The sequence below is a fragment of the Paraburkholderia sp. SIMBA_053 genome (genome assembly GCF_046534895.1).
GTDB classification, from domain to species: Bacteria; Pseudomonadota; Gammaproteobacteria; order Burkholderiales; family Burkholderiaceae; genus Paraburkholderia; species Paraburkholderia caledonica.
Genome location: NZ_JAWRXU010001402.1, coordinates 1 through 246, shown reverse-complemented (window position 1 = coordinate 246; position 246 = coordinate 1). Strand labels below are relative to the sequence as shown.

The window sequence follows — 246 nt, the reverse complement described above, 5'->3', positions numbered from 1 at the left end:
CCGGATATTATCGTGAGGATGCGTCATCGCCATTGCTCCCCAAATACAAAACCAATTTCAGCCAGTGCCTCGTCCATTTTTTCGATGAACTCCGGCACGATCTCGTCAAAACTCGCCATGTACTTTTCATCCCGCTCAATCACGACATAATGCAGGCCTTCACGCTTCATACGCGGGTCATAGTTGGCAAAGTACCAGGCATTTTTTCGCGTCACCCACATGCTGTACTGCACCTGGGCCATGTAA

At 49.6% G+C, this 246-nt stretch carries 1 pseudogene; it reads right to left on the bottom strand.

Features of this window, described 5'->3' with window-relative positions:
- Window positions 1-23: 23 nt before the first annotated feature.
- Window positions 24-246 (bottom strand): annotated as a pseudogene (locus SB753_RS40210) (exonuclease); the annotation flags it as partial.